Annotated in this window: 28 protein-coding genes; 14 read left to right on the top strand and 14 right to left on the bottom strand. The window is 65.9% G+C overall.

All coding sequences use genetic code 11. The features are described 5' to 3' along the window. Nucleotides 1-20: 20 nt before the first annotated feature. Together OCU_RS28875 and OCU_RS28880 are read right to left on the bottom strand one after the other, a co-directional pair. A complete protein-coding gene (locus OCU_RS28875) occupies nucleotides 21-1,676 on the bottom strand; it encodes a thiolase C-terminal domain-containing protein (protein WP_041787025.1) in 1,656 nt (551 codons plus the stop codon). A gap of 114 nt (nucleotides 1,677-1,790) precedes the next feature. Then, entirely contained in the window at nucleotides 1,791-2,114 is a 324-nt protein-coding gene (locus OCU_RS28880; RefSeq protein WP_014379182.1) for a hypothetical protein, read from the bottom strand. A gap of 106 nt (nucleotides 2,115-2,220) precedes the next feature. Between OCU_RS28880 and OCU_RS28885 the strand changes: the two genes are divergently transcribed. From OCU_RS28885 to OCU_RS28895, 3 genes are read left to right on the top strand one after another with little or no spacing between them, the layout of a single operon-like run. Beyond that, nucleotides 2,221-3,144: an NAD-dependent epimerase/dehydratase family protein gene (locus OCU_RS28885; RefSeq protein ID WP_014379183.1), complete on the top strand. Its 924-nt coding sequence runs from the start codon at nucleotides 2,221-2,223 to the stop codon at nucleotides 3,142-3,144. Between the two features lie 11 nt (nucleotides 3,145-3,155). Next, nucleotides 3,156-3,899: a hypothetical protein gene (locus tag OCU_RS28890; RefSeq protein ID WP_009952156.1), complete on the top strand. Its 744-nt coding sequence runs from the start codon at nucleotides 3,156-3,158 to the stop codon at nucleotides 3,897-3,899. 21 nt (nucleotides 3,900-3,920) lie between these two features. Further along, nucleotides 3,921-4,877, top strand: a complete 957-nt coding sequence (locus OCU_RS28895) for an LLM class F420-dependent oxidoreductase (RefSeq protein WP_009952155.1) — start codon at nucleotides 3,921-3,923, stop codon at nucleotides 4,875-4,877. Here the strand turns inward: OCU_RS28895 and OCU_RS28900 are convergent, their stop codons facing one another. From OCU_RS28900 to OCU_RS28910, 3 genes are read right to left on the bottom strand one after another with little or no spacing between them, the layout of a single operon-like run. Continuing rightward, nucleotides 4,878-6,053 (bottom strand): acyl-CoA dehydrogenase family protein, encoded by a 1,176-nt coding sequence (locus tag OCU_RS28900; RefSeq protein ID WP_009952153.1) that lies wholly within the window; start codon nucleotides 6,051-6,053, stop codon nucleotides 4,878-4,880. It lies immediately after the preceding gene. A gap of 28 nt (nucleotides 6,054-6,081) precedes the next feature. After that, complete coding sequence (locus OCU_RS28905) at nucleotides 6,082-6,378, bottom strand: ferredoxin (protein ID WP_008253702.1); 297 nt, start codon at nucleotides 6,376-6,378, stop codon at nucleotides 6,082-6,084. Further along, the gene (locus OCU_RS28910; protein ID WP_009952152.1) at nucleotides 6,375-7,679 is read right to left on the bottom strand and encodes an NADH-ubiquinone oxidoreductase-F iron-sulfur binding region domain-containing protein; all 1,305 of its coding nucleotides are present in this window, start codon (nucleotides 7,677-7,679) and stop codon (nucleotides 6,375-6,377) included. The genes OCU_RS28905 and OCU_RS28910 overlap by 4 nt, the downstream gene beginning before the upstream one ends. Before the next feature lie 36 nt (nucleotides 7,680-7,715). On the opposite strand from OCU_RS28910, the gene OCU_RS28915 reads away from it, so the two are divergent. After that, nucleotides 7,716-8,189, top strand: coding sequence for a hypothetical protein (locus OCU_RS28915; protein ID WP_009952151.1), 474 nt, complete (start codon nucleotides 7,716-7,718; stop codon nucleotides 8,187-8,189). A 26-nt stretch (nucleotides 8,190-8,215) separates the two neighbouring features. Here OCU_RS28915 and OCU_RS28920 read toward each other — a convergent pair whose 3' ends face one another. The 7 genes from OCU_RS28920 to OCU_RS28950 all read right to left on the bottom strand — a co-directional run bounded on the left by OCU_RS28920 (nucleotide 8,216) and on the right by OCU_RS28950 (nucleotide 14,780). Next, nucleotides 8,216-9,082, bottom strand: a complete 867-nt coding sequence (locus OCU_RS28920; protein ID WP_009952150.1) for an alpha/beta fold hydrolase — start codon at nucleotides 9,080-9,082, stop codon at nucleotides 8,216-8,218. A gap of 15 nt (nucleotides 9,083-9,097) precedes the next feature. Then, a complete protein-coding gene (locus OCU_RS28925) occupies nucleotides 9,098-9,511 on the bottom strand; it encodes a Rieske (2Fe-2S) protein (RefSeq protein ID WP_026071476.1) in 414 nt (137 codons plus the stop codon). 1 nt (nucleotide 9,512) lies between these two features. Further along, nucleotides 9,513-10,658, bottom strand: a complete 1,146-nt coding sequence (locus tag OCU_RS28930; RefSeq protein ID WP_009952148.1) for an amidohydrolase family protein — start codon at nucleotides 10,656-10,658, stop codon at nucleotides 9,513-9,515. 40 nt (nucleotides 10,659-10,698) lie between these two features. Then, nucleotides 10,699-11,790: an amidohydrolase family protein gene (locus tag OCU_RS28935; RefSeq protein WP_014379185.1), complete on the bottom strand. Its 1,092-nt coding sequence runs from the start codon at nucleotides 11,788-11,790 to the stop codon at nucleotides 10,699-10,701. Nucleotides 11,791-12,059: 269 nt separating this feature from the next. Next, on the bottom strand, nucleotides 12,060-12,953 hold the full coding sequence (locus OCU_RS28940; protein WP_014379186.1) for an NAD(P)-dependent oxidoreductase: 894 nt from the start codon (nucleotides 12,951-12,953) through the stop codon (nucleotides 12,060-12,062). 9 nt (nucleotides 12,954-12,962) lie between these two features. Then, nucleotides 12,963-13,343 carry a carboxymuconolactone decarboxylase family protein gene (locus OCU_RS28945; RefSeq protein WP_009952143.1) on the bottom strand — a complete coding sequence of 127 codons (381 nt, stop codon included), beginning with the start codon at nucleotides 13,341-13,343 and terminating at the stop codon, nucleotides 12,963-12,965. Between the two features lie 12 nt (nucleotides 13,344-13,355). Continuing rightward, the gene (locus tag OCU_RS28950; RefSeq protein ID WP_009952142.1) at nucleotides 13,356-14,780 is read right to left on the bottom strand and encodes an aldehyde dehydrogenase family protein; all 1,425 of its coding nucleotides are present in this window, start codon (nucleotides 14,778-14,780) and stop codon (nucleotides 13,356-13,358) included. A gap of 47 nt (nucleotides 14,781-14,827) precedes the next feature. Between OCU_RS28950 and OCU_RS28955 the strand changes: the two genes are divergently transcribed. The 10 genes from OCU_RS28955 to OCU_RS29005 all read left to right on the top strand — a co-directional run bounded on the left by OCU_RS28955 (nucleotide 14,828) and on the right by OCU_RS29005 (nucleotide 25,274). After that, nucleotides 14,828-15,472: a TetR/AcrR family transcriptional regulator gene (locus OCU_RS28955; protein WP_014379187.1), complete on the top strand. Its 645-nt coding sequence runs from the start codon at nucleotides 14,828-14,830 to the stop codon at nucleotides 15,470-15,472. 319 nt (nucleotides 15,473-15,791) lie between these two features. Then, a complete protein-coding gene (locus OCU_RS28960) occupies nucleotides 15,792-16,406 on the top strand; it encodes a TetR/AcrR family transcriptional regulator (RefSeq protein ID WP_009952139.1) in 615 nt (204 codons plus the stop codon). A gap of 338 nt (nucleotides 16,407-16,744) precedes the next feature. Beyond that, nucleotides 16,745-17,491 carry a hypothetical protein gene (locus OCU_RS28970; RefSeq protein WP_041787163.1) on the top strand — a complete coding sequence of 249 codons (747 nt, stop codon included), beginning with the start codon at nucleotides 16,745-16,747 and terminating at the stop codon, nucleotides 17,489-17,491. Nucleotides 17,492-17,501: 10 nt separating this feature from the next. After that, complete coding sequence (locus OCU_RS28975) at nucleotides 17,502-17,957, top strand: hypothetical protein (protein ID WP_014379189.1); 456 nt, start codon at nucleotides 17,502-17,504, stop codon at nucleotides 17,955-17,957. A gap of 169 nt (nucleotides 17,958-18,126) precedes the next feature. Then, on the top strand, nucleotides 18,127-19,392 hold the full coding sequence (locus tag OCU_RS28980) for a hypothetical protein (RefSeq protein ID WP_225341857.1): 1,266 nt from the start codon (nucleotides 18,127-18,129) through the stop codon (nucleotides 19,390-19,392). Continuing rightward, nucleotides 19,389-20,792 carry an acyl-CoA reductase gene (locus OCU_RS28985; RefSeq protein WP_014379191.1) on the top strand — a complete coding sequence of 468 codons (1,404 nt, stop codon included), beginning with the start codon at nucleotides 19,389-19,391 and terminating at the stop codon, nucleotides 20,790-20,792. The genes OCU_RS28980 and OCU_RS28985 overlap by 4 nt, the downstream gene beginning before the upstream one ends. A gap of 59 nt (nucleotides 20,793-20,851) precedes the next feature. Further along, complete coding sequence (locus tag OCU_RS28990; protein WP_014379192.1) at nucleotides 20,852-21,502, top strand: nitroreductase family protein; 651 nt, start codon at nucleotides 20,852-20,854, stop codon at nucleotides 21,500-21,502. A 124-nt stretch (nucleotides 21,503-21,626) separates the two neighbouring features. After that, entirely contained in the window at nucleotides 21,627-22,625 is a 999-nt protein-coding gene (locus OCU_RS28995) for an acyl-CoA dehydrogenase family protein (protein WP_009952130.1), read from the top strand. Then, a complete protein-coding gene (locus tag OCU_RS29000; RefSeq protein WP_014379193.1) occupies nucleotides 22,609-23,784 on the top strand; it encodes an acyl-CoA dehydrogenase family protein in 1,176 nt (391 codons plus the stop codon). The genes OCU_RS28995 and OCU_RS29000 overlap by 17 nt, the downstream gene beginning before the upstream one ends. 230 nt (nucleotides 23,785-24,014) lie before the next feature. Further along, nucleotides 24,015-25,274, top strand: coding sequence for an IS30 family transposase (locus OCU_RS29005; protein WP_167324038.1), 1,260 nt, complete (start codon nucleotides 24,015-24,017; stop codon nucleotides 25,272-25,274). A gap of 91 nt (nucleotides 25,275-25,365) precedes the next feature. Here the strand turns inward: OCU_RS29005 and OCU_RS29010 are convergent, their stop codons facing one another. Together OCU_RS29010 and OCU_RS29015 are read right to left on the bottom strand one after the other, a co-directional pair. Next, entirely contained in the window at nucleotides 25,366-25,938 is a 573-nt protein-coding gene (locus tag OCU_RS29010; protein WP_014379195.1) for a hypothetical protein, read from the bottom strand. Further along, nucleotides 25,935-26,813, bottom strand: a complete 879-nt coding sequence (locus tag OCU_RS29015) for a hypothetical protein (protein ID WP_009951806.1) — start codon at nucleotides 26,811-26,813, stop codon at nucleotides 25,935-25,937. The genes OCU_RS29010 and OCU_RS29015 overlap by 4 nt, the downstream gene beginning before the upstream one ends. Nucleotides 26,814-26,830: the final 17 nt, after the last annotated feature.

Below are 26,830 nucleotides of genomic sequence, written 5' to 3' on the forward strand. Positions count from 1 at the left end.
CGTCGCCGGCGCGGCGGGACTCACCGGTCCGCTCGCAGCAGGATCACGCCGCTGGGAGTGAGGCCGCCGCTGCTGACGACGCCGACGCGGGCATCGGCGACCTGCCGGTCACCACCTTCCCCGCGCAGCTGAGCGACGGCCTCATGCAGCAGACCCATGCCGTGGGTGCGGCCGTGCGAAAGCTGGCCGCCGTGCGTGTTGAGCGGAAGCTGGCCGTCGCGGGCGATGTTCTTGCCGCCGTCCAGGAATTCCTTGGCCTCACCGATCCCGCAGAATCCGAGCGCCTCGATCCAGGACAGGCAGTTCATGGTGAACCCGTCATACAGCTCGGCCACGTCCACGTCGGCGGGACGCAGCGAGGTCCGCGTCCAGACGTGCGCCGCCTGGCCCAGTACCTGCGGTTCGTGCGTGAGAGTGCTTTGGTCCCAATCGATTCGCTCGACGATCTGGGTTCCCACGGCCTCCACGAGCACGGGCGGCTTGGCCAGGTCGCGGGCGGCGTCGGCGGCGGAGACGATGACGGCGATCGCGCCGTCGCACGGCACGTCGCAGTCGTAGAGGCCGAAGGGAGTAGTGATCGGCCGCGCGTCGAGGTAGTCCTCCATCGTCATCGGGGAGCGGTAGATCGCGGTCGGGTTGAGTTCGGCGTTGGCTCGCTGGTTCAACGCGATCCAGCCCAGCGTCTCCTTGGTGGTGCCGTAACGCTGAAAATGCCGCTGCGCGTTCATCGCCAGGGTGTGTGCCGCAGAGGTCGCGCCGAATGGCATCTGCCAGCCCGACATTCGGCCCATGGACGGGGCGATCTTGCCCTGCTTCATCAGCTCACCGTGGGTGGCTTCCCACAGCGTCCGGAAGCACAGCACGTGACGCGCCAACCCGCACGCGACGGCGAGCATCGCGGCGATCACCGAGCCACCCGGGCCGAACGTCTCCATGGCGCCGTTGTGCCATGTCGGCCGGATGCCCAACGCGGCCTCCAGGGCGGTGACGCCGCCCTCCCCGAAGCCGCCGACGTTGATCGCGCCGGGGTAGGTGGACAGGCCGTCGATGTCGGCGAACGTCAGGCCGGCGTCGGCGATCGCCGCCTCACAGGCCTGCACGGTCAGCGCCAGCGGCGGCTGCATCAGCCGACGCCCGATGGGCGACATGCCGATTCCGGTGAGGGCGACCTTGTCTTCGAACTTCTCCGTGGTGAGCATGGGCCGGACGTATTCGCCGAAGCGCTCGGGCGCGATCTCGTCGACCGGCAGCCGGCCGGGCTCGGCGCCGGAGACGGGCCGGAACAGCGGAAACCACACGTCCTCGGCCTGCTCGAACACGACCTCGACCTGTTGGCCGAGTTCGAGCTCGGCGGGATCGCATTCCACGATGTTGGTGGTCAGCCGAACCCGGGGGTCTTCATCGATCGCGACCTGGGCGATCACGTACGGCGCCGGCAAACCGGGCAGGCTGAACCGGCGGTTGATGGTGAATCCCGCGAGGGTCGCCCTGCCTGAGACGGCCCGGACCCCGACATCCAATGAGCGGCAGTACCGGCATACCGGCGCGGGCGGGTGGATCAGCGATTCGCAGCTCTTGCATTCCTGCAGCCGTAGCTTTCCGTCGGCACCCGAGGTCCAGAAGAACTCGTTCTCAGGCGTGACCAGGGGCAATGGGCGGCCGGGTGCTGCTGACACGTCACCTCCGGTGCGTCGCACGACCAATTCGGTAGGGCCGTTATACGAATCGGAGAATCACGTTATCACTTGCGCGCAGGCACGATCTAGACCGCACGTATCGCACGGGTGCCGTCAGTACGGGACCCAGGTGCCGGTGAAATAGGTACCCCATTGGTGAAAGCCGGCGTTCCACATCGGTTCGTTCGGTGACCACCATGGCCGCGGCGGAGGCGGCGGTGGCACTTCCTGCGCCGCAAACTCCGGCGCGTAGTCCGGCGGAGCGGTGTACCAGTCCGGCAGTGGCGGCGGCGGTTTGCACTCTTCGGTCGTCCGATTCCACGACATGTTGCGATCGCACTCCGCGGAGGCGATCGCCGGAGCCGCGATCACCCCGACCGCCATCGCCGCGACGGCGAGCGCGATGCCGGTGGTCAAACGACGAACAAACCACTGCATGGTGGGCCTCCTGTTGGGGCCTTTCCGACGTTGGCGGGTTTCAGCTTATTGCGTCGGGCGCTATGCTCCAAGCGCGATATCAAGTACTTAACATTCGGAGGCCTGGTTGCTCGTAGCGGAGAAGATCCTGATCACCGGGGCGACGGGCAAGATCGCGTTTCCCATCGCGCGCGCCCTGGTGGCAGCGGGAAACGAGGTGTGGGGCGCCGCGCGCCTGAAAGATGCGACGGCGCGGGGAAAACTCGTCGAGGCCGGCATCAAACCCGTCGCGCTGGACGTCGGCGCCGGCGAGTTCTCCGGTCTCCCCGAGGATTTCAGCTACGTCTTTCACGCGGCGGTCGACCCCGGCGCGGACGACTGGGGCCGCTGCGTCGAAACCAATGCGCAGATGTCGGGCGAATTGCTGTATCACTGCCGCGCCGCCAAGGGCTTCGTGTTGTGCTCGACCGGCTCGATTTACGCGTACCAGGGACAGCGCCCATTGACCGAGGCCGACCCGCCTGGGGTGCCGCTGCGCGCCAACTACAGCTTCTCCAAGGTTGCGGCAGAGGCGGTCTGCACGTGGATCGCCAGGCATTTTCGCATTCCGCTGACCATCATCCGGATCTGTTCGACGTACGGGCCGCAGGGCGGTGCGCCCGCCGACCGCCTCGATGCGATGCTGGCGGGCAAGCCCATTCGACTGCATCCCGACAAGCCGAACAACTACAACCCGATCTATGAGGACGACTACGTGGAACTCGGCATCCGCGCCATGGAAGCGGCCGCGACGCCGCCGGTCGTGGTGAACTGGGCCGGCAGTGAAACGGTCAGCGTCGAGGATTACTGCACGTTCATGGGTGAGCTGATCGGTGTCGAGCCCAACTTCGAATACACGCCCGACGCGCACACGCCGCTGTGGCCGGACGTCACCCACATGCACGAGGTGCTCGGCCGCACGAAGGTGCCGTGGCGCGAGGGCTTCCGCCGCATGATTGCAGCCCGTCATCCCGAAATAGCGCTGTCCCAGCACGATTCGACGCGAGGGTGAGGACGAACGCGATGCATCTACCCGGCACACCCTCGGACGAGGTCCCCGAGGTCCTCGCCACCGGCGACGGCGGGATCACCACCCTGTTCGTGTCCATGGCCACGCGCCACCCCGAGGGCAAGGACGCCGAATACATGCGCTGGCACACCCTCGACCACCGCCCCGAACAACACCGGCTGGCCGCGGTGCGTGCCTCGTTGCGCCTGGTGTCCACGCCGGCCTGCCGCACCGCACGCGCGCTCACCGAGGGGCCGTTGAACGCGGTCGACCACGTGATGACCTACTTCTTCACCGACGTCGCCGGACTGCACGATTTCAACGAATTGTCCACCGCGCTCGGCAACGCCGGCCGCAAGCTTGCCTTGCTGCCACCGGTGGAGCGCGGCGTGTACGACGTGCAGCACAAGGCGGCGGCGCCCGGGATCAAGGCCGGGTCGGACGTCCTGCCCTGGTTGCCCGCGCGGGGCGTGTACCTGTTGGTCGAACGCGGGTCGGCATCGCCGGACCCGCTGCTCGAAGTCGACGGTGTCACCGGTGTCTGGTCCGCGCTATCGCGCCGGGTCGACGCCAAACTGGCCAGCGCTCAGGGCAATCAGTCGATCACGTACTGCTTCCTGGCTGACGACCCGGTCGACACCGCGGAGCGGATGCGACCGGTGCTGACCGACCGCTGGGCCGATCACCGCGTCGAACCCTTGTTCGCCGCACCGTTTTTCGCGGTGGTGCCCTATGAATGGGATCGATATGTCCCGTAGACGGCGAGAGTCGAGGGTCGCGTGCGCATCGGCTTGATGGTTGGCTCCGACAAGGAGCGCGCGCGGGCGGACCGGCTGGCCGGGCTGATCGACGACGGGACGGGCGCCGAAAGCGCCGGCTTCGCCGCGTTCTGGATTCCCCAGGTTCCCGGCTACCTCGACGCGATGACCGCCGTGACGCTCATCGGGCAGGCGACCGATCGCATCGAGATCGGGACCGCGGTCGTGCCGATCCAGACGCGTCACCCGATGATCATGGCGCAGCAAGCCTTGACGACGCAGATCGCGTGCGGCGGGCGGTTCACGCTCGGCATCGGTCCGTCGCATCATTGGATCGTCAACGGTCAACTGGGGCTGGCCTACGACCGCCCGGCGCGCCTGATGGGCGACTACCTCGACGTGCTGAACGCGTCCTTCGCGGGACCAGGCAGCGTCGACGTCGACAACGAAAGCTATTGCGTCCATTCGCCGGTGGATGTCACGGACGCCTACGGCGTGCCCATCTTGTTGTCGGCGCTGGGACCGGCGATGCTGCGGCTCGCGGGCGAGCGGGCCGGCGGCACCATCTTGTGGATGGCCGACGAGCGCGCGATCGCGGACCACGTCGTCCCGCGCATCACCTCGGCGGCGACCGGGGCCGGGCGGCAGGCGCCACGAATCGTCGCCGGTGTTCCTGTCGCCCTGTGCTCGGCCAACGAGGTCGGCGATGCCCGCGCCTACGCCAGCGAGGTGCTCGGACACGCGGATTTCTCGCCGAACTACGTGCGGCTGCTGGAACACGGCGACGCCGAGGACGTCGGCGACACCATGGCGGCCGGCGATGAACGGGCCATCCTCGCCCGGTTGTCCCGCTACCGTGACGCGGGCGTGACCGACCTGGCGGCGCGAATTGTGCCGCTGGGCAAGGATGTTGGCGAGCGGGCCGACTCGCGGCGCCGGACCCAGGACTTCCTGTCGTCGCTGTGTCCGGAGTTGTGATCAGCGCGCCGGCAGGCCGAGGACCCGCTGGGCGATGATGTTGCGCTGAATCTCCGACGTGCCACCGGCGATGGTGCCCGCGTAGCTGCTGATGTAGCGGGCGAACCAGCCGGCGGTGAAAAGGTCGGGGGCGTAAGGGTTGTACGGGGCCGTCAGCCCCTTGGCGCGCAACCCGTCGGCGCCGGCCGCGTCCAGCGCGTGCCTCAGCGCGCTCTGCTCGGCCTCCGAACCGAAGACCTTCAGCACCGACAAGGCGGCGACGTCGACGTCGCCGCGGGCCGCGCGCCCCAGCGCCGCCGAACCGAGCAGCCGCAGCGCGTAGTAGTCCATCACAATGGTGGCGTAGTGGTCTGCGTTCAACTCGTCGGCCGGCCGGTAGTCCTCGAGCAGTTGCTCGAGCCGGTTCGCGAACGCCATCCACATCAGGGTGCGTTCGTGGCCGAGCGACCCGTTGGCGACCCGCCATCCACCGTTGAGCGGGCCGAGAAGGTTGTCCGCGGGCACCCGGACGTCGTTGAAGAACACCTCGTTGAAGTCCAGCTCGTCGGGGTCATAGACCGAGGCGAAGGGGCGGCGCTGAACCCCGGGGGTTTCGGTGGGGATGAGCAGGGCGCTGATCCCCTTGTGCCGCGGCGCATCTGGGTCGGTGCGAACGAAGGTCAGGATGACGTCGGCGTCATGGGCGCCCGACGTCCATACCTTCTGCCCGTTGACCACGAAGTGATCGCCCACCAACTCGGCCTTCGTCCGCAACCCGGCCAGGTCGGAGCCGGCGCCGGGTTCACTCATTCCCAGTGAGGCGGTCTTGTCGGCCCGCAGAATCGGGACGGCCCAGCGCTGCTTTTGCTCCTCGGTCCCGAAGGACAGCAGCGACGCGGCGATAATGCCGACGCCTTGGGGGTTGAAGCAGTGATAGATCCGGCGCCGCGAGAGTTCTTCGCGGTGCACGAACTGCTGCAGGATGTTGGCGTTGCGGCCGCCGAATTCGGGTGGGTTTCCGGGCAGCAGCCACCCGTGGTCGAACTGGAGCCGCTGCCAGCGGCGCGACCACTCGGGCACATGCGAGGTCGACGAGGGGCGCTCCGCGGCCTGGGCCTCCACCGGCAGATGTTCGTCGAGAAAGGCGACGAATTCCGCGCGGAAGGTTTCAACGTCGGCGTCAAAGGTGAGTTGCATGGTCGCTAAAATTCAGGCCCGCAGAAGTTCAACGGGTGAATCCCCATTCGGCTTCGTTCTCTTCGGTTTTGAGGTTTTCCGCCGGATCCTCCGCATCGGCGAGTGGCGGCTGGGGGGCGCGAGCGGTGCGCTGACCGATTTCGGTGATCGCGTGCACGGGGCAGTCCAGCAGCGCCCGCATGACCGCATCGCGGTCCGCTTCGGCGACCGTGCCATCGCCGATCAGGGATGCATACCCCCAGTCGTCCAGCGAGAAGTATCCTGGCGCGTGTTTGGCGCAGATGCCGAAGCCGTCGCAAATGGTGCGGTCCAGACGGATTTTCATGCGTGCCTCACAGCTTCCGCCTCGTAGGGGCGCTCGGCGTGGAACGCGCCGCGGGCGCAGTCCGGGCACGCGCCGTCGACGTGCGCGCCGACTTCGTCCGGGAACTGATCGAGCAGGCTGGCGGCCACGTTGGTGGCGGCATCCAGGGTCGCGCAGGCCCCGCGCCCGCGCAGCACCACCGACCAGCGTCGCAGCCGCTCGACGTCCTCTGTGGTTGCGGCGCCGTCACGCAGGGCACCGGCCGCCGCGGCCATCGCCGCAGTCCCGTTGAAGCACGAGCCGCACTGTCCGGCGTTCTCGCGGTCGAAATAGGCCAGCACCGACGCCGCCACGGCGACGGGGCAGTCGTCCGTGATGACCGAGATCGCGCCGCAGCCCAGCCCGCTGCCGACCCGTCGCATCGTCTCGTGGTCCAGCGTCGTCTCCAGCACAGAGCGGTTGAGCAGGCCGGCGAAGTAACCGCCCATCAGTGCGCCGCGCACTTGGTCGGCCGGAACGCCGTGCAGGGCAAGCAATTCGGTGAAAGGCAGGCCGTGGGGAAGCTCGTAGAGGACCGGCGGTCGCCCGGCCCCGGTGATGGTGGCCAGGAAGGTACCCGGCGACAGCGGCGTGCCCTGCGCGCGGAACGCCGCCGAGCCATGCCGCTGCAGGTAAGGCAGGTTGGCCAAGGTCTCGACGTTGCTCACCAAGGTCGGCCGGTCGTCGACGCCCGCCTCGAATGGGCGGGGCGGCTTGTCCGTTGGCTTGGCCGGGCCGCCGTTGATCGCGCGGACGGCCGCGGTCTCCTCGCCGGCCACGTAGCCGGCCGGCACGGTCAGCATGGTGATCGGCACGCCGAGCGTGTCGGGGCCCAGTTCGCCCAGCGCGGTCTCGACGCTGTGCGCCGACTCCGCGTCCGACACATAGAGGTAGGCGCGGTCGGCGGCAACAAGCGTTGCGGCCAACCGCAGCCCGTCCAAGACCAGGTGCGGACGGTTGCGCAGCAGCCAGCGGTCCTTGATCGACGCCGGTTCTCCCTCTTCGCCGTTCGCGACCACGACGGGGCCCCCGGTGTCCGCCATCAGGCGCCCGTTCTCGCGCACCGTCCGCAGCTTCACCGCAAGCGGGAACGCCGCGCCGCCCCGGCCCACCAGTCCGCTGGCCTCCACCTCGCCCAGCAACGCATCGGTGTCGGTCAGCGGGTGATAGCCGCCGGCCTGCCGATAGGCGGCCAGGTCTTCCCGGCCGCCCTGCTCGGACAGCAGCCGCGGCGAGCACCCGGCGGGGACGGCGGTGGTGGTTGCGGACTGGGTGGTGTTCAAAGCTGGCCTGCCATCGTCTTAGTTAGGCTTGCACACATGCGAACTGCCGTGGTGCGTGTCAACGTCGACCCGGAAAGCGGGCTCACACCCGCACAACTACGTGTCGGCATGGCAGCTCTCCACGAGCTCGCGACCGCGGTGGGCGCCGACGTGGTCAAAAACGACCTCGCCACGATGCCGGTGCGCCGCCGCGAGGTCGAATTGCTCATCGCGGCCGAAGACAGCGCCGCCGCGCAGAACACCGCAATCAATGTGTGCGCCAAAGCTTTCGGCACGACCCCGCGCCCGGGCGTGATCACCTTCGTCAGCCGGGGGACCAACGACGACGCACACGGGGTGCTGTCCGCCTTCGGCCTGACCGGTGACATCGAGCGAACCCCGGGCGACGACGGCTTCGACATCGTGCACGTGACGCTTCGGGAGAAAGACCTCGAACGGATTCCGGAAAGCCGTGTGCACACGGCACTGGAGGCGTCGCTCAATTGCGAGGTCCACATTCGCACCCGGTAGGAACCACAAAAGACGACGTAGGGACATTACGAGCCCAGGAATTCCAGGATCGCGGGCGCCGCCTGCACCCACGTGTCGAACATGTTGAAATGCTGCACCCTGCCGGCGGCGCGGTCTTCGGACGCGCGCTCCCAGGCGTCCTCGGGCCAGGGCGGATCAATGAGCTTTGACCCCTTGATCAAGCAACTGACCTCCAGCGACGTCCGCTTGGGGTGATCCATGTCGTTCTCGCCGCCGCGAATGATCAAGGTGGGGACCTTGATCCGGTCGAACATCTCATCCTCGACGCCGGGAATCGTTTGCCCCGGCTTGGAAACGAACGCGTTGAGCCAGCGCAGCATCACCTTGAGGAATTCGTCTTTGTCGAAGTCGAGGAACCGCTGCTTGTTGTCCGGGTTCTCCTCGATGCGCTCCCGCCATTCCTGCACCTTCACCACGCCGTCCATGCCGGTGCCGCGCACCGCGAGGATGCTGGGAACGATGTAGAAGGAACCGAGCACGAAGGTGCCGTAGATGCCGCCGACGATGTTCCACACCACGAGCTTGGTGACCATCTCGGGGTAGAGCATCGTGGTGAGCATCGAATCCCTCGCCCCGCCAGAGCCTCCAGCGAGAATGCAGCGCTCGAAGCCCAGGCCGGTCACCAGCTTGTGCAGCGTCTCGGCGCGCATGTGGGACTCGCTCTGCCCGTAGAACTGCACGTCCGAGGCGCCGCAGTTGGGGCGGTCCCACAGCAGCACCCGATAGCCGCCCGCGGCCAGCGCGTCGGCCAATGGGCGCAGGCCGGGGATCTCCTTGCTGAACCGGCCGCCCGGCGTCAGGGCAATGAGATCGCCTGAGTCACCGAGGATTTCGTAGACGACATTTCCCCCGTTGATCTCGATAGAAGGCACCCGATTCTCCTGTTGTTAGGCCTGTACCAAAACGTCTTTGCCGACGACGCGCACCGGATAGGTGCGGATGCTCCACTCCGGCTTGACCGCGGTGGTGCCGGTCGCCAGCTCGAAACCCCATTGGTGCCACGGGCAGTAGATGTATTCCAGGTCGCGCACCATGACCGAGTCACCGGGCGCGGTCTCGTCGACGATCGTGCGTCCTCGGGCGCGTCCCGAACACAGCGGCCCGCCTTGGTGGGGGCAGTAATTCGCGATGGCGTAGAAGGTGCCGTTGACGTTGTAGACACCGACACCATGACGTCCGATCGGCACCAGTTTGTGTGTGCCCGGCGGGATTTCGTCCACGGTGGCGACTACATGTTCACGGCCCTGGGCGAGACGGGGCTCGGGGCGCCTGGTGGTTGCCCCTTCCTCTTGGGTCGTCAATTCAGAGCACCCGGGTCTGACCCTCGAGAACCGGAACGGTCTCGGGCAGGTGGTAAGTCGCGATGCCGTTCTTGTACATCACCGCGTCCCGCGCGTGCTTGGGCAGGTGCTTGACCAGCCAGCGCGGGTCGTCGAACGTCCAGTGCGGGTAGTCCGAGGAGAAGAGCAGGATCTTCTCGCACTCCATCCACTCCAGCGCGCGGGTCAGCTCGGTCTTGTCCTCGGGGTAGTCCAGCGGTTGGGTGGTGAACTTGATGTGGTCCTTGACGTATTCCGAGGGCTTGCGCTTGATGTCCACCCACGACTTGCGGGCGTCGTAGATCGCATCCATGCGCCACATCAACGGCAGGATCCAGCTGAACGCGTGCTCGACGAACACGATCCGCAGCGTCGGGAACCGATCGAAGACGCCGTCGAAGATCAGGCTCATCACCTGGTTGGCGGCCAGGAGCGAGTAGGTCACCATGAAATCGTGGTTGTAGCTGGGGTACCCCACCGGCGGCATCGGCAGCTCGTCGAAGTGGCTGCGCGACAGGTGACAACTCACCGTGATGTCGTGCTTGGTTGCGGCCGCCCAGATCGGGTCGTACTTGGGATGGCCCCATGACGGCCGCGGCTCGGCCTTGATCAGGATCTGCGCCATGTACGGGTGTCCGGCCCAGCGCTCGATCTCGCGCACCGACTCTTCCGGCTCCTCGATGGCCAGGCAGATCGAACCGCGCCAGCGCTCGTGCCAGTTGTTGTGGCTGTCCAGCCAGTGATTGGCCTGCCAGTCGTTGAGCGCGGCCGACATCGCGTGTTGCGCTTCGGGAATGCGCGCCGGGTACGCCGCCGGTTCCAGGATCGCGATGTCGGAGCCGGCCTCCATGATCAGCTGGCGAAACGCCAAGTCCGGGTCGCTGCAAGGGAACTCGCCGTTGGCGGGGAAGGAGTCCACCCGCATCGCATACGAGTGCGCGTAGTCCGGGGCGTCGTAGTAGATCTGCTCACCCACGTTGCGGGTGAGGAAGTACTTACTGCGCCAGGGCTCGGGGATGTACGGGAGGAGCTCTCCGCGCTTGGGTGCCGGGTGGACGTCCGAGTCGACGCACCGGACGGCGATGCGCTCGGCAGCGGGAAGCCGCTCCTGAGAATGGGTCAAACTCATCTGAAACTCCTCGTCTTTCTCGGTCCGCCCGCGTCCACTTCTACTGTGCGCCCACCCCGGCGGGAATGTCTATGCCGTAGAGCTGCGCGGCGTTTCGCCAGCACAACTTCTCGCGCTGCTCGGCGGACAGGGCGCGGGGCAGCTTCGTGATATCGCCGCACTGCCAGTGCGGATAGCTGGAGCCGAACATCACCATGTCGTCCTTGCCGGTGAAGCCGAACCATTCGCCGGCGAACTCGACGTCGCCGGGGCCGTCGAGGCTGCCCTGGACGAAATACACGTGGCCGGGCAGATAATCGCTGGGGATCCGCGGGGACCACGGCGTCTGCTCCAGGTGCGGCCGGCCGAAGGTGTCCATCCGCCAGATGAACGGCGTCACGAAGTCGGCGGCGCCGTCGCCCCACACGAACTTGAGGCCGTCGAACCGCTCGAAAACCCCCTCGGCGATCATGTTCATCAGGTGATACAGGTAGTTCAGCGCCATGAAGCTGACGTACTGCTCGTAGGTTCGGGTGTTCCCTGATGGCGTCGGCGCAAACGCGATGCCCGACCCCACCTCGATGTGCGCGGCGACGGGCAGGCCGGCGTCGACCGCGGCTTCCCAGATCGGCCAGAACTGCGGTTTGCCATACAGCTCGCGGGACTGCAGCGGGACGCCGATCTGAACCACGCGCGGATGGGAACGCCATCTCTCGATCTCCCGCAACGCGCCGGGGATGTCGTCGGGGTTCACCCGGATGGTGCCGCGGAACCGCTCGCCGAACTCGCTGGACTCGAGCCAGTTCGACACCATCATTTCGTTGTGCGCGGCGTGCAGCGCGCTGCCCAGATGCCGGTCCGGCATGATGCCACGGCCCATCGGATGCAGGACCGCCACGTCGACCCCGCGCTTCGTAAAGAGTTCGGCGGCAACGAAATCCGGATCCGACCCGGGGTACTGCCGGTCCGGCCCCTCGGTGTTGGGCGCGTACTCCCCGCCGGGGGCGCCGTACCAGTCCATCTCGTAATCGGGGAAGCCGCGACTCTTGAACGGCTCCCGCAGGGTCTTCCGCAGCGCCTTGTTGGACGGGAAGAAGATGTGCACGCTCGCGTCGATCAGCGGTGTGCTTGTCCCGTCAGCGTGTGTGATCACGAGAGCCACCCTTCGGCTCCGGCGGCCAACAACGAGCCGTGCGAGGTCATGTGAATAGCCAATCTAACATTTTGCCGAGCGCTCAATCAATAGGTTTTCGGTAAGCGTTCCGTTTAGTCGTTATAGCTGGTAGCGGGCATTTTGCGGGTTACTGAGCAAGTGTCGTTCTTCATTACGGATAATACCATTCTCCGGGTTGTCCAGGGATACGATCCGCGTGGCCCGCGCCGCGCGCACTCCTCACAAACTTGCTGTGGCCCCCGCGCGAGCTAGGCCGGGGACGGGCCCACGGTGACGCCGGCGGCCCTCTCGAGCGGTTTGATCACCGTCGTGAAATCGGAATCGGGCCCCTCGTCGCTGGCGACGGCCTCCCACAGCCGGGCGGTCGCCTCCGCGACCTCGGCGGGCACGCCGAGCGCCTTGGCCTCGTCGAGGTAAAGATGCACATCCTTGACCATCAGGCCGGTGGCAAAGCCGTAGTCGAAGGTGCGCGGCAGGATCGCGCGGGGAAACTTGTCGCGGCTCGCGCTCGTCGCGCCCGACCCCGCGTTGAGCACCTCGATCATCACGCCCGGGTCGAGCCCGGCCTTGACCCCCATGACGACCACTTCGGCCGTCGCGGCCAAGACGTTGGCCGCCAGGATGTTGTTGGCCAGCTTCATCGTCTGCGCCGAACCGGGGGTGTCCCCGACATACACGGGCCGGCCGAGGGCGTCGAGCACCGTTCGGATGGCCTCGAATTCGCCGCGGGGCCCGGACACCATGAGCGCCAGCGTCCCCTTCTCCGCGCCGCCCACACCTCCGCTGACCGGGCTGTCGATCCGCGCGATCTTCCGTTCGGCGAGCAGGCCGTGGATCCGCATCGCCATTTGGCTACCGACCGTGGACAAGTCGACGTAGCGCTTGATCCGTTTGCCCTCGATCACGCCCGCCGGGCCGGTGGCCACCTCCAGCGACACCCCGGGTGTGGGCAGGCTGGCCAGCACCGTGTCGGCGCGATCGGCGACCTCGTGGGGTGACGACGCCGGGCGTGCCCCCAGCGCCACGACGCGCGCGAGTGCGGTGCTGCGCGTGTCGAAGGCGACGACGTCGTGCTTTTCCTGAATGAGGCGGCAGGCCATGGGAAAGCCCATGTTTCCCAACCCGATGAAGCCGATCTCCATGATGCGCCCCTAGTCCCGGTCCAGCTCGGCGAACGCCTCGCGGGCGATGCGAAAGCTGTCGACCGCGGCCGGCACGCCGCCGTAGATGGCCACCTGCAGAAAGATCTCGCGAATCTCCTCGCGGGTGACACCGTTGGTCAGCGCCGCCTTGACGTGCATCCGCAATTCGTTGGGCCGATTGAGCACTGCGATCATCGCGAGGTTGAGCATGCTGCGGGTCTTGCGCGGCAGTTCGTCGCGACCCCAGACGGCGCCCCAGCAGTACTCGGTGACGAGATCCTGTAGGGGCCCGGTGAAGTCGTCCGCTCCGGCCAGCGCGCGCTCGACGTAGTCCGCCCCCAGTACCTCGGAGCGGATTTGCAGCCCCCGCTCATAGGTTTCGCGATCCAATGCCGTCTCCCTTCAAAGCCGCACCACGACAGTCTTGGTGGCGCTGAATGTGTCGAGGGCTTCATAGCCCTTCTCGCGGCCGTAGCCCGATTTCTTGAAACCTCCGAACGGTAGTTCCACTCCGCCGCCGGCGCCATAGGTATTCACGTAGATCTGGCCCGCGCGGATCTGCGCCGCCAGGCGGTGCGCGCGGGACAGATCGGTCGTCCACACCGCGCCGAGCAGAGCGTATTGCGTGCCGTTGGCCATTGCGATCGCCTCGTCCTCGGTGCGGAACCGGTGGACGGTCAGCACCGGTCCGAAGATCTCCTCCTGCGCGATCGCTGACGCGGGGTCGGCGTCGTCGATGATCGTGGGACAGAAGTACGCACCGTCAGTCAGGCGCGGATCGTCAGGAGGTGCCCCGCCGCAAAGGATTTCGCCGTCGACATTATCGGCGAGCATGGATCGCACCCGCTGCTGCTGCTTCCGGGAGATCAGCGGTCCGAGGTCGTGGTCTTCGACTCCGGGCCCAATCGTGGTCGACGACAAACGCATGCGCACCATCTCGACCAGGGTGTCGTGGATCGTGTCGTGTACCAGCAGACGTGAGCCGGCCGAGCATGTTTGACCCGCGTTCTGCAGAATTGCCTTCGCGATCGACTCCGATGCGCGGGCCAAATCCGCATCGGGGAAGACGATCTGCGGGGATTTGCCGCCCAACTCCAGCGTCGTGGGTGTCACCCGATCCGCCGCGGCGTGGGCGACCACGGACCCGATTTCAGTCGACCCGACAAACCCCAGGTGATCGACGTCGGGGTGTGCCGTCAGGGCGGCGCCGGCTTCGGCGCCGATCCCGGTCACCACGTTGAACACCCCGGGCGGGAGCCCGGCCCGCACCGCGAGCACGGCGAGTTCCACTGCCGTTCTGGGTGTTTCGTCGGCGGGCTTGACCACCGCGCAGTTGCCCACCGCGATGGCGGGAGCTACGGCACGGGCGAGCAACTGCATCGGGTAGTTCCAGGCGATGATGTGACCGGTTACGCCGAATGGCTCGCGTCGGGTATACGCGTGTAAATCCGTTGTGAGCGGGATGGTTTGGCCGTAGTAGGAGTCGATGGCGTGGCCGTAGAAACGGAAGTAACGCCCGGCAACGCCTGCATCCCCGCGCGCCTGGCTCAGCGGCTTCCCGGTGTCCTCGCTTTCGATCCGGGCCAACCGTTCGTGATTCTGGTCGATGAGATCGGCGATCCGCGTCAACAGGATCGCGCGTTCCTCGGGTGACGTGTCTCGCCAAGGGGCCGACGCCGCTCGGGCCGCGTTGACGGCGCGATCTGATTCGTCAAACCCGCCGCGCGCCACCGGACCGAGGGATCGTCCGGTGGCCGGATCGATGTTGTCGTACACGTCCGCCGATGCCACCGATTCGCCGTTGATGAATGACTGCGTGATGGTCACGGTGCTCCTTGACGTCCTTCGTCGCGCCCACAGTTATCTATACGTTAATGTATATTTCCGTGGTCACCGCAGCCCGGCGAGGACGCCCGACGCAGGCCGAAGTCAAGAAGCTGCAACAAAGGCTGCGCAAGGCTGCGATCGCGACATTCATCAAGCACGGCTACGACGGTGCCAGCATGGATGCGATCGCCAAAGCGGCCGGCACCACCCGACGCACTCTGTACGCGCGCTATCCCAACAAGCGTTCGGTCTTTCTCGACGTCATTCCGTGGGCGCTCACCCGCAAAACCGAGCATGAAGCCACGCACGAAGTGGATGACAATGACCTGCGAGCCGCCCTTGTTGCGGTCGGTCGCGCCGGTCTGCAGCGCGCAATCGATCCGGACATGGTGCGCCTGAAGCAGATCGCCATGACCGAATCGGCACGGTTTCCCGAATTCGCCGTGAGCGCGCATTCCATGACCTGGTCCCCGCGCCACCGGCAGGTGATGGACCTGCTTGCTCGCCACCAGCGGGCCGGAGCGATCGAGGTCGATGATCTCGAGTTGTCCGCCGGCCACTTCATCGCGTTGGTCGAGCATCTACCCGCGCGGCTGGCGGATTCCGGGATCTACCGCCCTCCCGAGGAGGAGGAACGCCACTTGCAGCACGCCGTCGACTTTTTCCTGCGCGGCGTTGTGCGCCGCGACTGACGCAGTCACCCACCATGACATGCCCGGCTTGGTTTTGGTGCGCGGTGGTGCGCACGCCGCCGATTGCTGGGATCTCATGGTTGCCGCATTGGCCCGGCAGGAACCGGAATACGGGTCCTCGCGGACGATCTGCCCGGCCGCGCCGGCAGGCGGCGGACCTGACCGGCGTCACGATCGCCGACGGGGTGGAATCCGCGGTCGCCGATATCGAGTGCGCTGATCTCGGCGACGCTCGGCGTGCGCGCGACGGGGTCGCCACCGTCATTTCGTTGAAAATTGTCATTGACATTTGTCAGTGATCGGCTCACGATAGCGTCCGATGACAACACACGCCAATGAGAAGCCACAGCGACGCCAAGCGCAGCGGCTCGAGACTCGCCAACGCGTCTACGAGGCGGCGGTGGCCGAGTTCAAACGATCGGGTGTCGCGGACGCCGACATCGCCGCCATCATCTCGACCGCGGGTGTCGCGCGCGGGACCTTCTACTTTCATTTCCCTACCAAGGAGCACGTTCTCGAGGAGATCGAGCGGGATCTGGTCACACGGCTCGCCCGGGAGCTGGCCCGCTTCGTCGCGGCGGAGCCTGACGTATGGTCCACCCTCTCGGAGGTGGTAAGGCTGGTGCTGGCGGCGGAATCCAGATTCGGCCCGCGCCTCTTCAGAGATGTTTTGGCCCTGCATTTTTCACAAACCCGACCCCCCGGCTTCGGCAGGCCCACGGACCATCCACTGGTGGCACTCGTCGCCCAGCGGATCGCGCGGGCGCAACGGGACGGGGTCGCGCGTTCGGAAGCCGACCCCGAAAACAGCGCGCTCTTCTTTTTGTTGGGGTTCTATGCGCTGCTCGTCACCAATCACGACTCCAAACTCGTACGCGGTCGTGTGCTCGACGAGTTCCTCGAGAGCACACGCCATGGTCTTGGGGCCCGGTGAGTCGACCGGGAGCCCACTGAGCGATTGGAGGTTCGACCGTGTGGCAGGAATTGGTGCGTCTGGGTTTCGGATGGGGCGCAGCGGCTGCGCTAGTTGGCTTTTGGTACTACGTCCTGCGCGGCATCGGCACCTTCTGATCATCGCGCCATGGGCCCCTCGGTCGGGGCGCCCTCAAGAATTCATCGATCCCTCGAGAAGGGAGCAGATCGCACCGTGAATCCCGAACGGCGCCGAAAGCGGGCCCTGATGGTATTTCAGATCTTCATCTATGGCTACCTGCTGCTGATGTTCGGCATCCAATTGTCAATGTGGGCGACGCGAAACTGGTAGGAGTGGCCATGAATCCACCTCTGATGAAACGCTTTTCCGGATCGGGCAAGGCGCCGGTTCCCGCATTGGGGTCGGATGGTGCCCCGTCGGTATCGCTTGATGACCACATCGAGCAGAGCCGGGCGGCACAACGCCGGGCCGACAAATGGTTGATTGCCGGAGCATTGCTGATGGGCGCCAACGTGCCCGGCATCTTTGGCCTGCCGCTATTCCTTTACGGGCTGGCGTTGCTTCGACGTTCGCTGAAATCCGGCCTGTCGGTGCGCCCCATCATGGTCACCTTGATCGGGTATCTGGTCATCCTGGACGCCGGGCTCAACCTGCAGGGTTGGATCCTGGACATGGTTGCCAACCATTCCCTCATCTACCGTGTCCTATATACGGCGTGGGGCAATGCTTTTGACGCCGGATACTTCTGGCACTACAACCAGCTGTGGATCGGCGGCGCGAGTGCGCCGGGCGAAAAGGGCTGGGAAGTCGCGCTCATCCTGACGGTGTTTCCGATGCGGATCGCCGCTGCCATCGCCTTCCTGCAGATGAAGCGTTGGGGCCACCAGTGGCTGCTCGTCACATGCTGGTTCGGCGTGGTGATCTGGATCGGGTACGTGATGAACATGACCGTCTACGCCGACGTCCGGTATTCGGGGGTGGTGTTCCCGGTGCTCGGGTGGTGGATCTACGACATCATGTACATCACTCCCTTCCTGGCGATCCCGTACCTGCACACCGTCAACCGCGAAATCTTCACGGATTAGGGAGCATTCGATGAATGCATCGAGGATCGACCACAATTCGCCGGAGAAATCCGCGGTTGAGGAACTGCCGGTGGGCACCACGAAAGAGTGTGCGCGGATGCATAAATGGCTGAAGCACGGCATCATGGTGTGCTTGGTCGGGCTGGTCCTCGAGGGGGCGTTCACGCTGCCGCTCTTGGCGATCTGGTACGGGTATCCGACCCTGAGCTTCCGTGACATCTGCAGCGAGCTCATGAAGGTGCGCTACAGCAACGAGTCGCTGGAATGTCGACACCCGTACCCGTTCCCGGGCCCGCCGCTCAGCGGCGCGCCGGAGGGCGCGGGCATCAACACGGCCAAGGACCAGTGGGGGATTCAGCCCGTACCGCAATATCCGCGCTTGGGCTTCCGTGAGCTGGTCAGGATTCACGATCAACGGATCGCCCGGCAACAGGCCGAGCACGATCGGGCAGCCGCGCCTCGGTGACCGGACGGCCTTGGCCTCGCCTGGCCGGGGCCATTAATATACAGTATTGTTCAATTAACTGCCGCTGCGTCGACCCAAGGAGCACCCGATGCGATCAGCAGTAGCGCGACTGGTGAAGTTGGTTGGGGCCGACGACTGCTTTGACATCGACCCCATCGACCTGCTGCCCGTGCAGTTGGAGGCGGCCAACGAGCGTCTCGCGGCCCAGGCCCGGCGCATTCCGCTGTTGGCCAATCGTGCGGAGTCGGGCGGCATCGAAGACATCGCGCAGCCCGCCGACTTGGTGCCGCTGCTTTTCGCCCACACCACCTACAAGACCTACGCCGAAGGCTGGCTGAACGACGGCCGGTGGGACCGCATGGGCAGGTGGCTGGCCACCGTCTCCACCCGTGACGTGGAAGGCCTCGACACGGCGGGGGTGGAGACGCTCGATGACTGGCTCAAAGAGCTGGAGACCGTCGGCCATTACCTGTCGTGCTCGAGTGGCACTACCGGCAAGCCCGCCATGCTGTCATGCACCGAGGGTGATATCGCACTCTCGGCCCGGATCAACATCGAAGCGCTGCTGTGGGCCACCGGCCTCACCCGCGGTGAGGACCGCAAATTCCTCGGCCTGGGCCCGCAATTCGCCGCCCCACGCGAGGATGCGATACGTCAGGCGATGGTCGATTGCTTTTCCTCGCGATACCCGCCCTACCAATTCGGCGACGGAGAGCCGATCACCGTCGGGTCGATGGTCGACATGATCACGTTGCGCCGCAAGCTGGCCGACGGCACCGCGCGTCCTAACGAGATCGCGGAGTTCGAACGTATCGCCGCACAGCGCGGCGCGGACATGGAAGCCGCGGCCAAAAAAGCGGTCGACGCGGTGATCGAGGCCCGTGACGTACCGCTGCTGGCGACCGGCATGTTCGCCACGCTCTATCAGATCGCCGAAGGCATCCGGGCCAAGGGGCACGGCGGCGACGACTTCGACCCGAACAACGCGATGATGGTCGCCGGCGGGCTCAAAGGCGCTGCGCTACCGGAGAATTACCGCGAATACGTGCTCGAAACCTTCAACGTCACTGAGGAACGGCTGTACCACGCGTACAGCATGCGCGAGATCAATGCGACCTTCCCGCTTTGCCATCACGGTCGATACCATGTCTCGCCCTGGGTGATCATGCTGCCGCTGGATAGCACCGGCGAGCACTTGCTGGATGTCGACGCCGAGGAGATCGAGGCCCGGGCGGCCTTTTTCGACGCCTCCATTGAAGGGCGCTGGGGCGGGGTGATCAGCGGAGACCGGGTCAGTGTCAGTTTCGGCAAGTGTGGGTGCGGCCACCAGGGGCCGACGATCGGCCGTGAGATCACACGTTATTCCGACCTGCCTGGGGGCGACAAGATAACCTGCGCGGGCAGCATCGACGCCTATGTGCGAGGTGTGTCATGACGGTCGCCGATGCCTTGAGGGCGCCCCATTTCGTTCAGGGGGTATTGATCGAAGGCGAGGCGACGCGCCACCGCTCACGCGATCTGGGCGCTGATTTCGTCACTCCCGCAATCGATCTCGACGCGCTGGTCATGCCGCGGTCGCAGCTCCCGCCCTTGCTGGACGTCAAGCTCGAGGAGATCATCGACTTCCTGGCCGAAACGGGCGAACGTCTGCACCTTGATCGCAATCCGCATCTGCAGCGATGCCTGGACCTGATCGCGGCCACAAATCCCTTGCCGCGGCGCGTCGTCGAAAATCTGTATCGCCAGGCGCCGATGTATCTGACCAAGCCCCTCTTGGAGAGCATGGTCGATTCGAATTTCGCCAATCGCGAGGCCCTGGACGGATGGGTCGAGCGCGTCGACGCATACGGCAACACGGGGGCCGTGCGGGCGTTTCCGTCGCGGATGGTGCACATGCTGGCCGGCAATGCCCCGTCGGGGTGCGTCGCATCGATCGCCCAGGGCGCTCTGGTCAAGGCGGTCAATCTGTTCAAGTTGCCGTCGAGCGACCCCTTCACCACGGTGGCGGTGCTGCGCACCATGGCCGAGATCGACCCGAAACACCCCGTGGTGCGGTCGATGTCGGCTATCTACTGGCAGGGCGGCGACACCACCATCGAACGCACCCTCTACCGGCCGCAGTACTTCGACAAGATCGTCGCCTGGGGCGGCGGCGAGGCGATCAACAACGTGATTGGGTACCTGGGTCCCGGGATTCAGTTGATCTCGTTTGATCCGAAGTCCTCGATTTCGATGATCGGGCGCGAGGTTTTCGAGTCCGAGGACCGCATCGTCGACGTCGCCGATCGGCTGGCCGCCGACACGACGGTGTTCAACCAGGAGGCCTGCCTGGCGAGCCGCTTCGCGTTCGTGGAAGGTGAACGGGCCCAGGTCGAATCGCTGTGCGGCGCGCTGGCGCAACGGCTGGCCATGGACCGTGATTTCGCCTCCGCAATGGGCCCGCCCCTGGCCTCGGAGGTGCGTGACGAGATCCAGGTGATGGCGGCGATGGGCGATCTCAAGTTTTGGGGTGACTTCGACGGGCGCGGGTTGGTGATCTTGACGGAGCGGCCCGTCGAATTTCAGCCCACCAACAAGACGTCGAACGTCGTCATGGTCCGCTCACTCGACGACGCCGTTCGCTACGTCAACGTCGCCACCCAAACCATTGGCGTGTACCCATACGAACGCAAGGCGCAGGTTCGGGATCGACTGGCGAGCGCCGGGGCTCAACGTTTGTGCCGCCTGGGCACCGCGAACGCGCACGTGCTCGGCAGTCCACATGACGCGATGTATCCACTGCAGAGATTCGTTCATTGGATGGGCGACGACGACATCGCCGGCGCGAAGGGGTGAGACCGACCGGCCGCGCCGCACGCTAGGTTGCCTCAGGGAGCCCGAGTTGAGGAGACGCGATGACCGGAGCAAGCGCCGACGTCTGGGAAGTCATGGCGACCGCCCGAACGATCCGGCGCTTCACCGACCAACCGGTGGACGACGCGACCCTGACGCGGTGCCTCGAGGCGGCGCGGTGGGCTCCCTCCGGCGCCAATGCCCAGGGCCGGCGTTTCGTGGTGCTGCGGTCGCCCGAGCAGCGCGCCGTGGTGGCCAAGGCCGCCGCCCACGCACTCCAGGTGATCGAGCCGGTCTACGGAATGAGCCGGCCCGCCGACGGCGACAACAGCCGTCGCGCCCGCACCTACCGTGCGACCTACGAATTGCACGACCGCGCCGGTGAATTCACGTCGGTGCTGTTCGCGCAGGCGCACTACCCGACGGCATCGGAACTGCTGCTGGGCGGTTCGATCTTTCCCGCCATGCAGAACTTTCTGCTCGCCGCTCGCGCGCAGGGGCTCGGCGCCTGCATGACCAGCTGGGCCTCTTACGGCGGTGAGCAGCTGCTGCGCGATGCCGTCGGTATCCCCGACGGCTGGATGGTCGCCGGGCACATCGTGGTCGGATGGCCCAAGGGCAAACACGGGCCGCTGCGCCGCCGTTCGCTTGCCGAGTTCGTGAACCTCGACCGCTGGGATGGCGCCGCCGACGGGCTGCTGACCAGCGACTAGGTGGCTTCAGCGATTCGGCTCGTCACGCACCGTTCGGTGAACCCATGCCCGGATTCAGAGATTATTACTTCCAGAACCGAGAATGATATTCTCGCCGTGACAGTCACGACGAGAGGCGGCGCGGATGCTGTTGGAGTTCGATGCTGATCAGCGACTGTGGCAGGACACGGTGCGCGATGCCGTCACCAAGCAGTGCCCGCCCTCGCTGGTGCGCAGCGTGGCCGAAGAAGGCGTCGACCCGAGCCCGCTGTGGAAGTCCTACGTGGATCAGGGCTGGACCGAGCTGAACGACCCGGAGAGCACGGTCGAGCTCGCCATCGTTCTCGAAGAGCTGGGCCGCGCCACCGATCCCACACCGTTCCTGGCGACGATGAGCCAGTTCGCGCCGCTGGTGGCGGATCGCTTCGACCCGCACGAGTCGGGCACGGCCGTGTACGGCGGGGTGGTGGCATACCGCGACGCCGAAGGCTGGGTGTTGGACGGCACCGCGCGCCATGTGCTCGACGGCGATCGCGTCGACCGCCTGGCGGTGGTGACCGACGCGGGCGTGTTCATCGCGCCGTCCAGCCAGGTGTCGGCCCGCCGCACGGCGGTCTTCGACCCCGTCCTGCACGTGGCCGACCTGTCGTTCAGCGAGGTCCGGGTCCCCGACACCGCCCGTATCAGCGTCGACCACGAGCGCGCGCACCATATTGCGTTGACGGGCATGGCAATCACCATGGTCGGCGCCTGCCAACGCATCCTCGACCTGGTGCTCGAGCACGTGAGTAGCCGCCAGCAGTTCGGTGTGCCGATCGGCTCGTTCCAGGCCGTGCAGCACAAGGCCGCCGACATGCACGTCGCGGTGCAACGGGCGAGGGCGTTGGCGTACTTCGCGGCATTGACGATCGCGGCGGACGATCCGCGCCGCCGGCTGGCGGCCGCGATGGCCAAGGCGTCGGCGGGGGAGTGCCAGTCGCTGGTCTTCCGTCACGGCTTGCAGCTGCACGGCGCGATGGGATTCACGTGGGAGAACGACCTGCAGTTCGCGCTCAAGCGCGCGAAGGCGGGCGAACTCATGCTGGGCGGCGCGGCGGAGCATCGGGCGCGGATCGCCGAGGAATATCGTGCAGCTGACTTTTGATCCCGACGTCGAGGCGTTCCGGTCCGAGTTTTCGGCCTTCCTCGACGAAAACCTGCCTCCCGCAAGCGAAACGAGCGAGCGCCCGCGGTCGGTGTCGCATATGCCGCAGTGGGCGCGACGTTGGCAACGGCTCCTCTTCGACAACGGCTGGTTGTTGCCGAGCCAGCCACCGGAATACGGTGGCCGCAACGCGACCGTGCTGCAGCAGTTCGTCTACCTGGAGGAACTGAGCCGCCGCCGCATCTATCACAGCTTCAACCCGCAGGGCGTCAATATCGTTGCGGCATCGCTGTTGTCGTTCGGCAGCGATGAGCAGAAACAACGCTGGGCCGTGCCCGTCCTGCGCGCCGAGATGACCGCGTCGCTGGGGATGAGCGAGCCCAGCGCGGGTTCTGACCTGGCGTCGCTACGCACCCGCGCGGTGCTTGACGGCGATCACTTCGTGGTCAACGGGCAGAAGGTGTGGACCTCCGGGGCCCACGACGCCGACTTCTTGTTGGCCTTCGTGCGGACGGACCCAGATGCGCCGAAGCACAAGGGAATCAGCGCGCTGGTCATCCCCACCGACACCCCCGGCGTCGTCCGCCGGCCCTTCCCGTCGATCTGCTCGATCGACGATTTGGACTTCAACGAGGTGTTCTTCACCGACGTGCGGGTGCCGGCGGAAAACCTGGTCGGTGAGCTCAACCAGGGATGGATGGTGGCCAACGGTTCGTTGGGCCACGAGCGCACCATGATGTGGCTGGGCTTTGCGGACCGTCTCGAGAACATGATCGACGACTTCCACCCCACCACCGATGTCGAGCGCGACCAGTACGCCACGACGATCATGGACCGGCAGGCGCTGCGCCTGCTGGGCTCGGCCGCCCTGGCCCGCACCGCCCGTGGCGAAGACGACGTGGCCGCGATCTCGGTGCTCAAGCTGCTCGGCTCTGAAGCGGAGTTGCGCGGGATGGAACTGGCGCTGACCTCCGCGGGCGCCGACGGGCTCGTCCAGCCCGGGCAGACCGGGCCGTATGCGCACATGAATCTCGACCACTACTTCGCCAGTTGGTTTGAGCGCTTTGCCCGCAGCTTCTCGGGGACCATCGCCGGCGGCACGTCGGAAATCCAGCGCAACATCATCGCCCAGCGGGTGCTCGGACTCCCGCGCGCCTAGCGCGTGTCAAAGCGCCTGTCCAGAGAACTTGCTGGGCAACGGGATCCGGACCACGTCCGGAGTTGCCAGCTGGCCGGCAAGCACGGCAACGCGGTGGGGAAGGCCATGTGCTCAGCATGGCGACGGGCCGCCGCGCAGCGTGAAGCCACGGCTTTGAGCGTGAAGCCACGGTGGCAGCCACCGGGGTGGGCTCAAGGGGTGATTGCAACACTTCGTAGTTAGGGGTGTTGATGACGGGTCAGCCTCAGTTGTTGTCGGTGCAGCGCCGGTATTGGGAGTTGATCGCGTCCGGGGTGTCCTCGGAGGACGCCGGGGTTGCGGTCGGCGTGTCGGCGACGTGCGGCGGCAAGTGGTTTCGCAGGTTTGGTGGTGTGAATCCGCGATGGTTAGCCCCTCAGGGGCAGAAACGGCCGCGGTTGTCGGCTGATGAGCGTGAACAGATCATGATCGGCACCGCTCAGGGCGAATCGATTCGCTCGATGGCAGCCCGGTTGGGCCGGGCCCCGTCGACAGTCATGCGCGAGATCGCCAACAACGGCGTCATGCGGGGGTATGTGGGCCGTTATCGTTCTCGTTACCGCTTCGGAGCCCGCCGAGCGGGCGTGGATGCGAAATCGGGCTATTCGGCGCGGATTGCTCAGCTTCGCAGCGAGCAGCGAGCGCGCCGGCCCAAGATCGGCAAGCTGGGTCGCTGCCCTGCGTTGCGTGATCAGGTGCAAGCGTGGTTGGTCAAGAAGTACAGCCCGGAGCAGATTGCCGGGATGTTGGCCACGACGTATTCCGACCGCCCGGAGATGCAGGTGTCCCACGAAACCATCTACAAGGCGCTCTACGTGCAAGGACGCGGGGAGCTACGCCGCGAGCTGACTAAGTGTTTGCGGACCGGGCGGGCATTGCGCAAGCCACGGGCCAGAGTCGGCGCCCGTAGCGGCTGCGGCCGAATTCCGGGCATGGTCAACATCAGTGAGCGGCCCGCTGAGGCCGCTGACCGCGCGGTGCCCGGGCACTGGGAGGGTGACTTAATCCTGGGCAAAAATCAACACTCTCAGATCGGCACCCTGGTCGAACGTTCCACCGGGTTCGTGCAACTGCTGCACCTGCCCGCCCGTCGCGACCCTGAGACGGTGGCTGATGCGATGATCGCCACCATCAAAACCCTGCCCCAGGCATTGCGGCGCTCGCTGACCTGGGACCAAGGCCACGAAATGTTGCGCCATGCCCGCATCAGTATCGACGCCGGCATCGACATCTACTTTTGCGATCCACACTCACCCTGGCAGCGCGGCAGCAACGAAAACACCAATGGCCTATTGCGCCAATACTTTCCGAAAGGCACCGACTTATCCGTGCACTCGGCCGACTACCTCGCCGAAGTCGCCGCTGAACTCAACGAACGCCCACGCAAACGCTTCGGCTGGGACAGCCCCGCCCAAGTCCTCAACCGGCTACTGTCAAACCCGCCACAAACCACTGTTGCAACCAAACCTTGAAACCACCCGGCGTGTCGTCGCCCTCAGCGCACAGTCAAAGCCGCGGATTCACACTCGATGACGATGCGACCCGGCGACACCTAACGTGTTTTTAGACAGGGTCGAATTTGGTGATCAGCCACTTGCCGTTGACCCGGGTGAGGCTCACCAGCACGCTGCTCGACGCCATCGCTGGGTCTGGGTTGTCCTTGCTCGTGGTGCTCTGATCGACCAGCACCAGCACGACTGCCGAATTCGGATGCAACTCCTGGACCGCGGCCCCCAACACTCGAGCGGTGGTCTTCAGTGACTTCTGTTTGGCCGCCGGAGCCACGATCTGCTCGGTGAACTGGTTGTAGTACGACAAGAAGTCGCCGGACAGGTGCGACTTGGCGGTGGCGAAATCTTTGTCGAGAGAGTCGGGCGAGTAGGAGAGCAGCGCGACCGTTCCGTCGGAGGCGGCATTGACGACCGCGGTCGCGACGCTGGCGTCTGTCTGCTTATCGGGCCGGTACTGCTTGAAGTACAGCCACGTCGCCCCACCACCGGAAAGCAGCAGCAGCGCAATCAGAATCGCGGGAACGACTTTCACCCTGCGCCGCGCCGGTGGGGCACTTGTTTCGCCGCCCTCGGTTCGGTCGGCAGACTCGTCGGCGGTGTCGATGCTGGGCTCGTCCTCACTCATGGGATGAACTCCACGTTGGACATCTTGTATTGCCCGCCGTCATTTTTGACGGTCACCTTGAGCCGCCAATTGCGCGGTTCGTCTTTGGCGCCCGCGGCGTTGGTGATGCGCGACGTCGCGGCGACGAGAACCAACGCGAAATCGCCGTTGATGGATTGCACGGCCGCCGCGTTCACGGTTCCTTTGGTCACCACCTTGGACTGCTCGACGACGGTCGTGAAATCTTTTGCGCGGGCCTGGAAGTCGTCGTGGAACTGGCCGGTCGAGCTGTCGATCACCCGCTGGACGTCCTCCTTGGCCTTATTGCAGTCCATGGAAGTCAAGTTGACGACACCTTGTCTGGCTCCCGCGACGAAGTTCGCGATCCGCTGGCTGCGCTCGTTGACTTCATGGCGGTTCCACATCATGTATCCGCTGGCCGCGACGAAGGCGCAGATGAGCAGGATGACGGCCACTTTCCACGTCACGGACAGCGGCGGCATTCGCAAGCGCCGCCGGCTGCGGGCCGGCTCGGTTTCCGGTTCCGCGTCTTCGGGGGTTTCGTCGGAAACTTCTTCTTTTTCGGTCTCCGCCTCGTCGGCGTCGGTTGCCTCGTCGGTGTCGGCGACGTCGTCGTCGGCCTTCGGCCCGTCGGTGTCGGTTGCTTCCTCGGCGGCCTTCTCCTCGGCGGCCTTGTCCTCGGCGGCCTTTGCCTCGGCCTCTTTTCGGGCTTCGTCCAGCGCTTCGCGCCGGAGCCTGGCGGCGCGGGCGCGGGCGCGCGCCGCTGCGGCAAGCGCTTCGGCTTCGGCTGCTTCGGCCTCGGCTTCCTCGAGCAATGCCCTGGCATCGGCTTTCGACGTGGCCGAATCGCGCGGCGGTTCTTTGGCCTCAGCCATCGTGCTTACCGACTCCT

It is taken from the genome of Mycobacterium intracellulare ATCC 13950, assembly GCF_000277125.1.
Classification (GTDB): Bacteria; Actinomycetota; Actinomycetes; order Mycobacteriales; family Mycobacteriaceae; genus Mycobacterium; species Mycobacterium intracellulare.

Coding starts and splice junctions, on each gene's coding strand:
- OCU_RS28970 (WP_041787163.1), top strand. CDS start 16,745: ATGAATCCACCTCTGATGAAACGCTTTTCCGGATCGGGCAAGGCGCCG.
- OCU_RS28900 (WP_009952153.1), bottom strand. CDS start 6,053: ATGCAACTCACCTTTGACGCCGACGTTGAAACCTTCCGCGCGGAATTC.
- OCU_RS29005 (WP_167324038.1), top strand. CDS start 24,015: ATGACGGGTCAGCCTCAGTTGTTGTCGGTGCAGCGCCGGTATTGGGAG.
- OCU_RS29015 (WP_009951806.1), bottom strand. CDS start 26,813: ATGGCTGAGGCCAAAGAACCGCCGCGCGATTCGGCCACGTCGAAAGCC.
- OCU_RS28915 (WP_009952151.1), top strand. CDS start 7,716: ATGCGAACTGCCGTGGTGCGTGTCAACGTCGACCCGGAAAGCGGGCTC.
- OCU_RS28995 (WP_009952130.1), top strand. CDS start 21,627: ATGCTGTTGGAGTTCGATGCTGATCAGCGACTGTGGCAGGACACGGTG.
- OCU_RS28990 (WP_014379192.1), top strand. CDS start 20,852: ATGACCGGAGCAAGCGCCGACGTCTGGGAAGTCATGGCGACCGCCCGA.
- OCU_RS28880 (WP_014379182.1), bottom strand. CDS start 2,114: ATGCAGTGGTTTGTTCGTCGTTTGACCACCGGCATCGCGCTCGCCGTC.
- OCU_RS28940 (WP_014379186.1), bottom strand. CDS start 12,953: ATGGAGATCGGCTTCATCGGGTTGGGAAACATGGGCTTTCCCATGGCC.
- OCU_RS28890 (WP_009952156.1), top strand. CDS start 3,156: ATGCATCTACCCGGCACACCCTCGGACGAGGTCCCCGAGGTCCTCGCC.
- OCU_RS28955 (WP_014379187.1), top strand. CDS start 14,828: ATGTATATTTCCGTGGTCACCGCAGCCCGGCGAGGACGCCCGACGCAG.
- OCU_RS28905 (WP_008253702.1), bottom strand. CDS start 6,378: ATGAAAATCCGTCTGGACCGCACCATTTGCGACGGCTTCGGCATCTGC.
- OCU_RS28930 (WP_009952148.1), bottom strand. CDS start 10,658: ATGAGTTTGACCCATTCTCAGGAGCGGCTTCCCGCTGCCGAGCGCATC.
- OCU_RS28975 (WP_014379189.1), top strand. CDS start 17,502: ATGAATGCATCGAGGATCGACCACAATTCGCCGGAGAAATCCGCGGTT.
- OCU_RS28985 (WP_014379191.1), top strand. CDS start 19,389: ATGACGGTCGCCGATGCCTTGAGGGCGCCCCATTTCGTTCAGGGGGTA.
- OCU_RS29010 (WP_014379195.1), bottom strand. CDS start 25,938: ATGAGTGAGGACGAGCCCAGCATCGACACCGCCGACGAGTCTGCCGAC.
- OCU_RS28960 (WP_009952139.1), top strand. CDS start 15,792: ATGACAACACACGCCAATGAGAAGCCACAGCGACGCCAAGCGCAGCGG.